Source organism: Geomonas propionica, assembly GCF_016458235.1.
Classification (GTDB): Bacteria; Desulfobacterota; Desulfuromonadia; order Geobacterales; family Geobacteraceae; genus Geomonas; species Geomonas propionica.
In genome coordinates this window covers 62,097-74,294 of the sequence record NZ_JAEMHK010000003.1, presented here as the reverse complement: position 1 = coordinate 74,294, position 12,198 = coordinate 62,097, and the positions used below count along the sequence as shown (strand labels likewise).

The following is a 12,198-nucleotide window of genomic DNA, read 5'->3' as shown; positions in this document are numbered from 1 at the left end:
TGATTGTTATCGAAAACGCCCCATTTTGTCAATCTAATTCATACTTGGGGCACCGGTTTATTGGAATTCTTTTATTTTCATTGCAGTATACTTCGCTTCAGCCACATCCGTCCGCTACGGCAGAACCTCGCGTTCCCCGGCTGCAGGAGTGAGAACATGCCTTTAGATCCTGTAGGGGCGAATAATCATTCGCCCGCCTCTCCTCTGTGCCAGCCCGCACACATGCCGGCACCTAAGCCAGTCACTTCAATTCCTTATCCAGCGATTGGATCTGGTAAACAGTTGCGTATCGGAGGTCGAATATGTATCATAACGCGATGCCTGATCTTAAATGCGGCGACCACAGCTATCCTCTGCAACTGGCTCCGGAACATCTCCTTTCCGTGCTGCGCCCCCGCCCTTTCCAGCGGCAGGGAACGCCGGTCGAATTGATCGAGCGCGCCCTCGACAAATGCACCGATTTCCTGGCGAGCTTTGCCCCCGGTGACCGCGTCGTCATTGTCACCTCCGACGTGACCCGCCCCACCGGTAGCGATGTCTACCTTCCCCTGTTGGTCTCTCGGCTCAACTCCGTCGGCATCCAGGACCGGGACATCGAGATCGTCGTCGCGCTGGGCATCCACCGCAAGCAGACGCCGGCCGAGCACAAGAAAATCGTGGGAGAGTTGTACGGCAGGATCAAGGTGACCGACCACGACTGTGACGACCCCGGCGAGTTGGTCTTTCTGGGTGACACCGCGCGCGGCGTCCCGGTAGAGGTAAACCGCAGGGTGACCGAAGCGGATCGGGGCATCCTGACTGGCGCCGTTACCTTCCATTACTTCGCGGGCTTCGGCGGCGGCCGCAAGAGCATCCTCCCTGGCGTCTCCAGCCGGAAGAGCTGCATGGCGAGTCACTTCTCCCTGCTGAACCCGGACGAGGGGAGCGGCCGGCACCCGAAAGCGGTGGCCGGCAACCTGGAGGGGAACCCGGTGCACGAAGCGATGCTGGAGGCCTGTGGCATGGTCGCTCCGGACTTCATCCTGAACACGGTGCTCGGCCCGGACAAGCAGATCATTGCCGCCTTCGCCTGCGATTGGCAGGAGGCGCACCTGGCCGGATGCCGCTTCTACAACGACTCATTTTCCGCTCCCATCGACGAGAAAGGGGACCTGGTCATCGTGTCCTGCGGGGGCTACCCCAAGGACATCAACCTGATCCAGGCCCACAAGTCGATGGAGTACGCCAGTCGCGCGCTCAAACCCGGAGGAGTCATGATTCTCCTCGCCGAGTGCCGGGACGGCTACGGCAACGCCACCTTCTTCAACTGGTTCGGCTACGAGACCTGCGCCGAGTTGGAATCCGGACTCCGCAAGCGCTACGAGATCAACGGCCAGACGGCCTGGTCGGTGAAGGAAAAGGCCGAGCGGTTTAGGATCGTGCTGGTATCCAAGCTCCCGGTGGAAGAGGTGCGGACCATGGGGATGATCCCGGCGGCCACCCTCGACGAGGCGCTGGCGCTGGCAGCACCCATGCTTTTCGAAGATTACCGCGCCTACCTGATCCCCGAGGGGGGGACGGTGCTGCCGGTAATGAAGGTTTAGAGATAACGAACGAAAGGAAAAACTTGAATGCTAGACGCACGCACCCTGCAGCAATTGACCGACATCGTCGGAGCAGAGAACATCGCCACCGGAGCGCAGGACCTGATCTGCTACGGCTATGACGCCACCCAGATGGAGTTCCTCCCCGACGCCGTGGTGCACCCGGACAGCCCCGAGCAGGTTTCCCGCATCCTGCAGCTCGCCAACAAGGAGAACTTCCCGGTCTTCCCGAGAGGCGCCGGCAGCGGCTTCACCGGCGGCGCCCTCCCCAAGGGGGGCGGCGTGGTGCTGGTGACCACCCGGATGAACCGCATCCTCAGGATCGACACCGACAATCTGGTGGCCGAGGTGGAGCCGGGTGTGGTCACCGAGACGTTCCAGATGGCGGTCGAGAAACTGGGGCTCTTCTATCCCCCCGACCCCGCCTCGCTCAAGTTCTCCACCCTGGGGGGGAACGTCGCCGAGTGCGCCGGCGGCCCGCGTGCGGTCAAGTACGGCGTCACCAAGGATTTCGTGATGGGGCTCGAGGTGGTGCTGCCGACCGGTGCCATCATCCGCACCGGTGGTGAGACGGTGAAGGGTGTGGTCGGCTACGACCTGACCAAGCTTTTATGCGGCTCAGAGGGGACGCTCGGCATCATCACCAAGATCATCTTCAAGCTCCTCCCCTACCCGGACTCGAAGAAGACCATGCTCACCGTGTTCGATTCCATCGACGGCGCGGCGCGCGCGGTTTCCACCATCATCAAGAACAAGATCATTCCGACCACGCTGGAGTTCATGGACCACGCCACCCTTACCTGCGTCGAGCGCCGCTTCAATCTCGGCATGCCCGAAAGCGCCCGGGCGGTGCTCCTGATCGAGGTGGACGGCGACCGCGACCTGATCGAGAAGCAGGCCGGGCAGATCCACAAGCTGATCGAGCCGCTGGGGCTGGTGCAGTTCCGGGTTGCCAAGGATGCCGCCGAGAGCGAGGAGCTCTGGCGGGTGCGTCGCCTGGTGTCGCCGTCGTTGCGCGACGTTAACCCGGACAAGTTTAACGAGGACATCGTGGTCCCCAGGAGCAAGGTGCCCGACGTGATCCGGCGCATCGAGGTGATCCAGAAGCGCTACGACATCCCCATCGTCAACTTCGGCCATGCCGGCGACGGCAACATCCACGTCAACATCATGATCGACAAGAGCGTGCCCGGACAGATCGAGAAGGCGCACGAGGCGATCAAGGAAGTGTTCCAGGCGGCGCTCGACCTGGGGGGCACCATGTCCGGCGAGCACGGCGTCGGTCTGGCCAAGCAGCCCTACATCCCCTTGGAGCTGAACGCAGAGCAGATTGCCGCCATGAAGGCCATCAAGGCCGCCCTGGACCCGAACAATGTCCTCAACCCCGGCAAGATGCTGCCGTAAGGCAATTGACAATAGACAATGAAAACGGGCCACGAGCTAGCTTTCCCATGCTTCCCATAGCTCCCATAAGTCCCATAGTTCCCATTGCTCCAACAAGCGAGACCCCAGCATGACCAAGAAGCACACCGACCCGCTCGAACGGGTAGCCCAAGAGATGAAGAAATGCGTCAAGTGCGGCGCCTGCCGCGCCAACTGCCCCGCCTTCAGCACTTTCCAGCGGGAACCGGCCACCGCGCGCGGCAAGGTGGCCCTGGCCCAGCACTTGATGAAAGGTGACATCACCCTCGACGACGGCACCTACTCCGCCATGTCCAAGTGCCTTTTGTGCGGCAGCTGCGTCGACAAGTGTCCGAACCAGGTCCCCACCGACGAGATCGTCATCGCCGCCCGCGAGGCCCTGGCGCAGCGGCGCGGCCTCACCACCTTCCATAAGGCGGTGGGACAGGTGATCAAGAACCGCAAGTTGATGAACTTCGGTGCTCTCGCCGCGGCAGTCCTGGGACCGGTCTTCTTCAGGAAGGTCCCCAGCACCTCGGGGCTCAGGCTCCGGTTCCCGATGCCGTTCATCGGGGGGAGCCGCCACATCCCGCAGATCGCCAAAAAGCCATTTATGAAACGGCATCCCGAAATCATCAAGGGCGAGCCGGGCAAGCCCACCATCGTCTTCTTTGTCGGGTGCATGACCAACTTCGTCTACACCGAGATCGGGGAAGCGACGCTCGCCTTGTTCCGCCACCTGGGGTGCACGGTGATCATCCCGCAGGGGCAGCAGTGCTGCGGCCTTCCCGGCATGTCCGGCGGCGACCTGGAGACGGTGCGTGGGTTGGCCGAGCAGAACTTGGCCGCTATCGAGAAACACCAGGCCGATTACGTGATGACCGCCTGCGCCACCTGCGGCGGCGCCTTGCACAAGCTCTACCCGCTGGTGGTCGGCAAGAGGAATCCGGAGCTGAAGGCCCGGCTCCAGGCGGTAGCGGACAAAACGGTGGATGCGGCGGTGCTGTTGCAGAAGCTGGGACTCCATCCCGAGGAAACCGGCACCGGTCAGAGGATGCGCGTCACCTACCACGATCCCTGCCACCACAGGACCGCCGGCATCGCCAAACAGCCGCGCACCCTGCTCCAGGAGACCCCGGGGCTGGAGCTGGTGGAGATGGAAGGCGCCGACCGCTGCTGCGGGCTGGGCGGCACCTTCAACGTGTACCACTACGAAAGCTCCCTTGACATCAACGCCGGTAAGAGCAAGGCGATCATCGACACCGGTGCCGACGCCGTGGTGACCGGCTGCCCCGGCTGCATCATGCAGCTCTCCGACGGCCTAAAACAGGCAGGAGATAAAACGAGGGTATTGCATACCGTCGAGCTTCTGGCCCGCAAAATCAGGCGCTGACAGGCAACCCCTGTCAGCCGCCTCCCCCCTCCTTTTTAGTCCCGCTTTAGAACCCCACGTATTTCCGGTACTTTGCCTGTATACATTCTTTTTCTTATTGACAAAAGCCAAGCAAAACCTTATGAAGGGTACGCGCCTAAAAAGTAAAACAACAGTTCGTTTTACTTCGCTTCATTAGCCGTCACGGCGCACCCAGGCCAGGTTAAACCAGCCCGAAATGACATTTAGCCAAAATGAAATTTCGGAAATGTTCGATACACGAAGAACGATCTTTCTGCCCGGCCCAAAAGTACCTCTCTTAGCGTCACGCCCCCTTCAGATTCGCTAAATACCTGCAATAGAGCAGCATCTGCCCTCGGGCGGCCCCAGGATCCCACATCCTACGCCCACCGGCGGACACCGTCTCCTTGCCCTCCGCGTTCAGGGAGACTAAAAAAATCCTCCGCAAGGAGCTGCCTCTTTTTCCGCACAGAGGTTGACGTTTTCGCTAACTGACCAGGATTTGCAACAGTTTTTTAATATCCACACCAGGAGGAAGTAGATGAGCTGCGCAGCACCCCCTAAACAGATGGAAAATCCCAATGCCCGGAAGGATGCCAACAATGTCGAATAAAATGATCAAGCCCTCTTTGAAGAATCCGTTTGACGTAGCGGAGAAGGTTGAGTTCAACATCCCCGGCGAGATTTCCCGCGCGACGGGCGGCTACGAGGAGGCGATGCAGGCCGGTTACGACCTGATCCAGCGCCCCGTCAAGTCGGTGAGCATCGACCAGATCGAGAAACAGCACTTTAAAAAACGCATGACCGTTTGGGAAAGGATCCGCGTCCTGACCGAGTGCGAGCCCAACATCCTGTTCCAGAACTGGGGCAAGAACCTGGACGGCGCATCTCTGGTCACCGGCATCCTGAACATCCACGGGCGCGACGTCGCGGTCTACGGCCACGACTTCACCGTGCGCGCAGGCTCCATGGACGCCACTAACGGCAACAAGCTGGCCCGTCTCTTCTACATGGCGGGCGAGAAGGGGATCCCGGTCATCGGCATGAACGACTCGGCGGGCGCCTTCGTTCCGGCGGGCGTGGGCGGCCTGGACGGCTACGCCGAGGCCTTCACCGCGCTCAGGAAGATCTCCGGCGTGGTTCCCTCCATCATGTGCATGTTCGGCTTCAACGCCGGCGGCGGCTCCTACCTGCCGCGCCAGGGGAGCTTCGTCATCCAGCCGAAGGACACCTTCTTCGGCTTGACCGGCCCGGGCGTCGTCAAGAGCGTGCTCGGCGAGGACGTCACCCCGGAGGACCTGGGCGGACCCAAGGTGCACGGCCAGTCCGGCGTCGCCGACCTGACCGTCGAGGACGAGGTCGGGGCGCTCAGGACCGCGATCATGCTCCTCAACTACCTCCCGGACAACAACTCGGTGCTGGCCCCCTACCAGGAGACCAGCGATCCCTTGGATCGTAAGACCTGGGAGATCAACACCCTCTTGAAGAAGGCCTTCAACTCCCCGACCGGCTTCAACACGCCGTTCGACGTCTCCATCATCATCCAGCAGATCTGCGACCACGGCGACTACTTCGAGATGCAGCGCGACCGCGCCCGCAACGTGGTCACCGCCTTCGGCCGCCTGGGCGGCAACGTGGTCGGCTTCGTAGCCAACAACTCCGCCGTCGACTCCGGCCAGATCGACTGCGACGCGGCGTACAAGATCGCCCGCTTCAACCGCTTCTGCAACATCTACAACATCCCGATGATCTTCATGGAAGACACCACCGGCTTCCTCCCGGGACGCGAGCAGGAGGCCCGCGGCATCGTCCAGGCCGGCCGCGCCATGCTCGACTCCATCGTCGACATCCGCACCCCGCGCATCCTGTTGATCCTCAGGAACGCCTACGGCGGCGCCTACGCCTCCTACAACAACTACCCGACCGGCGCCGACCTGGTGCTCGCCCTCCCCACCACCCGCCTCGCGGTCATGGGGCCGGCAGGCAAGGAGTTCGTCTACAAGGACGAACTGAGGAAAATCAGGAACGCCGTCATCGAGCGCGTCAAGCGCGGCACCCAGGAGCGGGTCGATGCCGGGGTCAAGCCGGAACTCGCCAAGGCCGACGCCGAGAAGGAAGCCGCGGACTGGCTCAAGGCCGAGGAGGCGCTCCTCAACACCCGTTACGAGAAAGAACTGATGAACCCGAAAGAGGCACTCTCGCTGGGCTCCATCTCGTCGCTGGTCATGCCGACCGACCTGAGGAAGGTACTGGGCGAGAACATGAACTTCTTCCTGCGTCACTACAAAGCGGGCCCGATGCAGGCCGTACAAAGGGAGTTCCACTAATGGCGACTACTGATATGGGAATTGGCATTGCGCAGGGGGGGAGCCTCGCTTCCGAAACGGCAGGGTTCGGGCAGGGTGCCCTGGCAAACCAGGGCGCCCGCCCCTCGTCCGCGCTTTATAACGTAACGGAGATGAAAACGATGGCACACACATCTGAAAAATACACCAAGAACCCGATGATCCACCGGGACCGCAGGCTGGCCCTGTCCCCGTCCGCGTGGGTCCGCTCCTTTGCCTGCGAAGATCTCAAGCCGCTCATCGTCTGCCGCGGCCCGATCCGTAAAGAGGCGATGGACGTCTACCAGGAAATGGGGATCAGCCACTACGGCATCCTGCTCTCCGAGAAGGATTCCATCGTCTACCCGAACGCACTGGCCCCCGAACTGCGCACCCTGACCGACTCCACCCGCGTGCACCGCGTGCCCGACTACACCGGCGCCAGCAAGGAGGAGCGCGTCGAGCGCATCCACCAGATCATCAGCATCGCCAAAGACAACGGGTATGACTCCATCTTCGCCGGCTACGGCTTTATGGCCGAGGACGACGAATTCGTCGGCGCCATAGAGAAGGCGGGGCTCAACTTCATCGGCCCCTGCGCCGCCACCCAGACCGGCGCCGGTAAGAAGGACGAGGCGAAAAGGACCGCACTTTCGGTCAACGTCTCCGTCACCCCCGGTATCGACAACGTCACCGCCCGCACCCTGGTGAAGAAGCATGGCAGCCGCGAGAAGCTTCTGGCCCTGGTCGCCTCCGACGGCCTCCAGTGCGACGCCAAGGTGCTCGCCGACGAGAAGCTCTCCATCGAGGACCTGGCCGACCACATCCTGTACGCCTCCTACAACAAGGGGATCGACCTCTTCTCCATCGAAGAGCTCTGCGCCCAGGTCGAGGCCGAGTGCGCCGCCATGCTGAAGAAGCACCCGCAGTCCCGCGTCCGCCTCAAGGCCATCGGCGGTGGCGGCGGCAAGGGTCAGCGCCTCTTGGGGGCTGATCTGCTGACCATGCAGAACGCCTCGGACGCCGATATCGCCAAGGCGGCTGCTGACGCCCCGGGCCTCGTGCGCGAGATCCTGAACGAGGTCAAGGCCAACGGCGTGGGCGACAACAAAAACGTCCTGGTCGAGCTCAACATCGAACAGACCAGGCACAACGAGATCCAGCTTCTGGGCAACGGCGACTGGTGCATCGCCCTGGGCGGCCGCGACTGCTCCCTGCAGATGCACGAGCAGAAGCTCCTCGAGGTCTCGGTGACCCAGGAAGGGCTGATGACCGCCATCGAGGAGGCCAAGATCGCCGGCAGGAAGGCCGAGGTCAAGGCCCTCGAGAGCGACCTCAAGGTCCTGAGGAGGATGGAAGAGGAATCCGAGCGCTTCGGCAAGGCCGTGGGGCTTGACTCCGCCTCCACCTTCGAGTGCATCGTGGACCGCGACCGCCATTACTTCATGGAGGTCAACACCAGGATCCAGGTGGAGCACCGCGTCACCGAGCTCTGCTACGCGCTCAAGTTCGTGAACCCGGAAGACCCCAAAGACTTCTTCGTGGTGGAGAGCCTGGTGGAAGCGATGGCCCTCCTCGCCCGCCACAAGAAGCGGGTGCCCAAGCCTCAACGTATCGTCCGCATGAACGCCGCCGTCGAGGCGCGCCTGAATGCCACCGACGCCTCCCTCTCCCCGCATGCGGGGGGGATGATCCGCTACTGGTCCAAACCGATCGAAGGCGAGATCCGCGACGACCAGGGGATCAGCATGGTGAACCCGGATACCGGCATCTTCATGAAATACAAGGTGGCCGGCGCCTACGACTCCAACATCGCTCTCCTGCTCACCACCGGTGAGGACAGAAAGACCAGCTACGACAAGATGTCCGAGGTGCTGCGCGCCACCACTCTGCGCGGCTCCGACCTTGCCACCAACCTGGAGTTCCACTACGGCCTGGTGAACTGGTTCCTGGGCAGAAACGTAATGGCCAAGCCGACCACCCGCTTCGTGGTCCCCTACCTGACCCTGGTGGGTACCCTCAAGGAAGAGGCCAACAAGCTGGATCCGGTCTACGCCTTCCTGCAGATGAAGAAGAACTATGCCAAGCGTGTCTCCGAGGCGTACCCCGAGCCTGACGTCCAGGCCAAGGAAGCCAAGAACATGTCGTCGCTGTTGGACCGCAAGGGGACCCTGATCATCCGCCCCATCGAGCGGCTCCTGGGCGACCCGCACCTGCTCTCCGGCTGGCTTTCCATCAACACCAAGAACTTCCGCATCGACAACGGCAAGGTGGTGTGGCTCAGGAACCCGGTTGGGGTCCTGAACGAGACCTACGAGTACCTGCATATGAACCACCGCCCGCACAAACCGGCGGCGGAGATCATCTGGAGCCACGACAACGAGTTGCTGCAGCAGGCACTGCGCTTCTCCAGGACCCTGCGCGAGCACTTCGGGCTTGCCCGCGACGAGTACTTCACCCTGAACGAGATCGTCAACAAAGAGGAGCCGCAGGGTGGCTTCGACGCCGACACCTGGCAGCAGATCCGTTCCGCCCACTTCGGCTACGAGGCCGGCCTGGAGCTTCTGGGCATGCTGTTCCTGGTGGGACAGAACACTAAGTTCTGGGATCTGCGCGTCGAGGAAGACCTGGAGATCACCATCCCCGAGTACCTCACCGATCCGGAGCTGCAGGCTCGCATGAAGAAGATCCTGGTCCCACCGCCGGCCACCAAGGCCGACGAGATCGTCGCCGCCTGCGGCGGCATGTACTACGGTCAGGAAGCCCCGGGCATGCCCCCGTTCGTCTACGAAGGGATGCACTTCGAAAAGGGACAGCCGCTGTACATCATCGAGGTCATGAAGATGTTCAACAAGGTGTACGCTCCCTTCGCCGGCACCATCGACAAGATGCTGGTCACCTCCGGCGACGGCACCATCGTCTCCAAGGGACAGCCGCTCTTCAAGGTCACCCCGGACGAGAAGTTCGTCGAAGTCGACGTCAACGCGCTGGAGAAGGAAAAGCGCGCACTGACCTCCGACTACCTGAAGGCGGTACTCTAGGCCCAGACGCAAAAAGGGCTCCGGATGGTGACATCCGGAGCCCTTTAATCATCGGCTGACCCCGCCCGCAAGGCCGGGTCAGTTGTTTTTTTTCGAGCGCCTAGGCTGCGGCGAAGCAGATGTTGTCGGAGGAGAGAGCCTCCAGGAAGGAATCGGCGAGCGGATCCTTCACGATGGCCATCATGCCGTGGTTGACGGACCAGGTGGTGCCGCAGGTGGGGCATTCTTTAAGGTCCTCGGTGAAGGCACCGGAGCGAAGGTCCATGGCGTTTTGTTCGTCGTTCTTACATACCGGGCATTGCATCTCGTTCTCCTCTTACCCACTGGGGGGCGCTTCATAATTTTTTTGGTCGCCCAGAAATATATGAGGGTCCTCGTTGTTTTACAAGAGAAAAAACGGCAAAAGCGCTGGTAAAACATTATGTTATGAAATATCACCTGTTCTGTATGACAAATCAGGATTTTAAATTTTATAGCTAAAATAAAACACCATGCGGTGGCGCGCCACGGCGTTTACTGCGTAACATGCTGTTTATACGTGCTTGGTTCAATATAGACCGGTATTATAAAAATAGAACAGCACTAAGACAGGTCGCTGCAGCACCACGGCCTATCGGTTAAGAAAAAATAATTCCATTTCTTGAAAATTTAGCGTAAACAAAAGTCGTCTTCCGAAAACCTTCATTCTGTTATCACCATTTCGTACCGCCAGGAGAGCAACATGAGCATTTCTGAAAAGAAACAGGCATGGCAGGCAACCGTAGAGAAGAGCATGGCCAAGGCGCCCGAGCGCAGGAACTCCTTCAAGACCAGCTCCGACAACGAGCTGGAGCGTTGCTACGCACCGCAGTTCGACTACCCGGGCTACGAGGAGCACCTGGGCTTCCCGGGCCAGTTCCCGTTCACCCGCGGGGTGCAGCCGACCATGTACCGCGGCAGGTTCTGGACCATGCGCCAGTACGCCGGCTTCGGTAACGCCGCGGAGTCCAACGAGCGCTACAAGTACCTGCTTTCCGCCGGCCAGACCGGCCTCTCCATCGCCTTCGACCTCCCCACCCAGATGGGCTACGACTCCGATGCGTCCATGAGCCGCGGCGAGGTAGGCAAGGTCGGGGTCGCCATCGACTCCCTGGCGGACATGGAAGTCCTCTTCGACGGCATCCCGCTGGACAAGGTCTCCACCTCGATGACCATCAACTCCACCGCCTCCATCCTTTTGGCCATGTACATCGCGGTGGCCGAGAAGCAGGGGGTGACCGCGGACAAGATCTCCGGCACCATCCAAAACGACATCCTTAAGGAGTACATGGCGCGCGGCACCTACATCTACCCGCCCAAGGAGTCGATGCGCATCATCACCGACATCTTCGCCTACTGCAAGGATAACGTCCCCAAGTGGAACACCATCTCCATCTCCGGGTACCACATCCGCGAGGCCGGCTCTTCCGCGGTGCAGGAAGTCGCCTTCACCCTGGCCGACGGCATCGCCTACGTCGAGGCGGCGGTCAAGGCGGGGCTCGACGTGGACGAGTTCGCGCCGCGTCTTGCCTTCTTCTTCAACGCCCACAACAACCTCCTGGAGGAGGTGGCGAAGTTCCGCGCCGCCCGGCGCATGTGGAGCCGCATCATGCGCGAGCGCTTCAAGGCGAAAGACCCGCGCTCCCAGATGCTGCGTTTCCACACCCAGACCGCCGGTTGCACGCTGACCGCGCAGCAGCCCGACAACAACATCATGCGCGTCACCCTGCAGGCGCTGGCCGCTGTCTTGGGCGGCACCCAATCGCTGCACACCAACTCCCGCGACGAAGCACTGGCGCTCCCCACCGAGGAGTCGGTACGCATCGCGCTCAGGACCCAGCAGGTCATCGCCTACGAGTCCGGAGTCGCCGACTCCATCGACCCCTTGGCGGGCTCCTTCCTGGTCGAGTCCCTCACCGACCAGATCGAACAGCAGGCGATGGCGTACATCGAAAAGATCGACTCCCTCGGCGGCGCGGTCGAGGCGATCTCCAGGGGCTTCCAACAGAAAGAGATCCAGGACTCCGCCTACGCTTACCAGCGCGCCATCGAGAAGGACGAGACCATCATCGTGGGCGTGAACAAGTTCACCGTGGAAGAAGGCGCTCCGCAGGGGCTTTTGAAGGTCACTGACGAGGTCGAGGTGAAGCAGAAGCAGGCGCTCACCGCCATGAAGGGGCAGCGCGACGGCGCCCAGGTGGAGAAGACCCTCAAGGCGCTGGAAGCGGCAGCCAAGGGGACAGAAAACCTGATGCCGTACATCCTCGACGCGGTGAAAAGCTACGCCACCCTGGGGGAGATCGCCAACGTCATGCGTGGCGTTTTCGGCGTGCACAGGGAAACGGTAGTGCTTTAAAATGCAACGCATCAAGTTCCTGCCGGGACGGACAAGTTCGTTCCGGCAGGCCCCGTAACACTGCAAAGGTTCGTTCTTTTCA

General features: G+C 61.4%; 7 protein-coding genes. 6 read left to right on the top strand and 1 reads right to left on the bottom strand.

Translation table 11 applies throughout. The annotated features are described in order from the left end of the window. Window positions 1–302 precede the first annotated feature (302 nt). The 5 genes from JFN90_RS04985 to JFN90_RS04965 all read left to right on the top strand — a co-directional run bounded on the left by JFN90_RS04985 (window position 303) and on the right by JFN90_RS04965 (window position 9,742). Window positions 303–1,583, top strand: coding sequence for a nickel-dependent lactate racemase family protein (locus JFN90_RS04985; RefSeq protein WP_199394003.1), 1,281 nt, complete (start codon window positions 303–305; stop codon window positions 1,581–1,583). Between the two features lie 27 nt (window positions 1,584–1,610). Next, window positions 1,611–2,987, top strand: coding sequence for an FAD-binding oxidoreductase (locus JFN90_RS04980; RefSeq protein ID WP_199394002.1), 1,377 nt, complete (start codon window positions 1,611–1,613; stop codon window positions 2,985–2,987). 109 nt (window positions 2,988–3,096) lie between these two features. Then, window positions 3,097–4,377 carry a (Fe-S)-binding protein gene (locus JFN90_RS04975; RefSeq protein ID WP_199394001.1) on the top strand — a complete coding sequence of 427 codons (1,281 nt, stop codon included), beginning with the start codon at window positions 3,097–3,099 and terminating at the stop codon, window positions 4,375–4,377. Window positions 4,378–4,979: 602 nt separating this feature from the next. Beyond that, on the top strand, window positions 4,980–6,704 hold the full coding sequence (locus tag JFN90_RS04970) for an acyl-CoA carboxylase subunit beta (RefSeq protein ID WP_199394000.1): 1,725 nt from the start codon (window positions 4,980–4,982) through the stop codon (window positions 6,702–6,704). Between the two features lie 140 nt (window positions 6,705–6,844). After that, the gene (locus JFN90_RS04965) at window positions 6,845–9,742 is read left to right on the top strand and encodes an ATP-binding protein (RefSeq protein WP_199394291.1); all 2,898 of its coding nucleotides are present in this window, start codon (window positions 6,845–6,847) and stop codon (window positions 9,740–9,742) included. 100 nt (window positions 9,743–9,842) lie between these two features. On the opposite strand, the gene JFN90_RS04960 is transcribed toward JFN90_RS04965, so the two are convergent. Next, window positions 9,843–10,046: a hypothetical protein gene (locus JFN90_RS04960; RefSeq protein ID WP_199393999.1), complete on the bottom strand. Its 204-nt coding sequence runs from the start codon at window positions 10,044–10,046 to the stop codon at window positions 9,843–9,845. 417 nt (window positions 10,047–10,463) lie between these two features. On the opposite strand from JFN90_RS04960, the gene JFN90_RS04955 reads away from it, so the two are divergent. Then, a complete protein-coding gene (locus tag JFN90_RS04955) occupies window positions 10,464–12,116 on the top strand; it encodes an acyl-CoA mutase large subunit family protein (protein ID WP_199393998.1) in 1,653 nt (550 codons plus the stop codon). The last annotated feature ends 82 nt before the right edge of the window (window positions 12,117–12,198 follow it).

Coding starts and splice junctions, on each gene's coding strand:
- JFN90_RS04960 (WP_199393999.1), bottom strand. CDS start 10,046: ATGCAATGCCCGGTATGTAAGAACGACGAACAAAACGCCATGGACCTT.
- JFN90_RS04965 (WP_199394291.1), top strand. CDS start 6,845: ATGGCACACACATCTGAAAAATACACCAAGAACCCGATGATCCACCGG.
- JFN90_RS04975 (WP_199394001.1), top strand. CDS start 3,097: ATGACCAAGAAGCACACCGACCCGCTCGAACGGGTAGCCCAAGAGATG.
- JFN90_RS04955 (WP_199393998.1), top strand. CDS start 10,464: ATGAGCATTTCTGAAAAGAAACAGGCATGGCAGGCAACCGTAGAGAAG.
- JFN90_RS04980 (WP_199394002.1), top strand. CDS start 1,611: ATGCTAGACGCACGCACCCTGCAGCAATTGACCGACATCGTCGGAGCA.
- JFN90_RS04970 (WP_199394000.1), top strand. CDS start 4,980: ATGTCGAATAAAATGATCAAGCCCTCTTTGAAGAATCCGTTTGACGTA.
- JFN90_RS04985 (WP_199394003.1), top strand. CDS start 303: ATGTATCATAACGCGATGCCTGATCTTAAATGCGGCGACCACAGCTAT.